The sequence below is a fragment of the Psychrobacter sp. 16-MNA-CIBAN-0192 genome (assembly GCF_040309565.1).
Classification (GTDB): Bacteria; Pseudomonadota; Gammaproteobacteria; order Pseudomonadales; family Moraxellaceae; genus Psychrobacter.
The window spans coordinates 1-268 of the sequence record NZ_JBEOOX010000307.1 but is presented as its reverse complement, the minus strand read 5'-3'; the positions used below and the strand labels follow the sequence as shown (position 1 = coordinate 268).

Annotated in this window: 1 protein-coding gene; it reads left to right on the top strand. The window is 40.3% G+C overall.

All coding sequences use genetic code 11. The features are described 5' to 3' along the window. Positions 1-268: TIGR04211 family SH3 domain-containing protein (locus tag AAEY78_RS13360; protein ID WP_352339797.1), on the top strand; the 268-nt coding region annotated here is incomplete at both ends.

Here is a 268-nt window from a genome sequence, read left to right as displayed (position 1 = left end):
GCTCTGGTGCGAGTAAGAATTATCGACTACTCGGCTCTGTAGATGCTGGAACAAAGTTAACCTTGTTATCTGCTGAAGAAAACGGCTTTATAAAAATTAAAGATGATAAAGACCGCGAAGGTTGGATAGAAACTAAGTTTGTTACCAAAACGGCAGGCTTACACCAACAGTACAAAACACTAAGTAGCGAAATGAGTACTATGCAAGAAAACCTGCGCCAAGCTCAAATAGAACTTCCGCAGCTACAAGAGCAAAACCAAACTTTAAC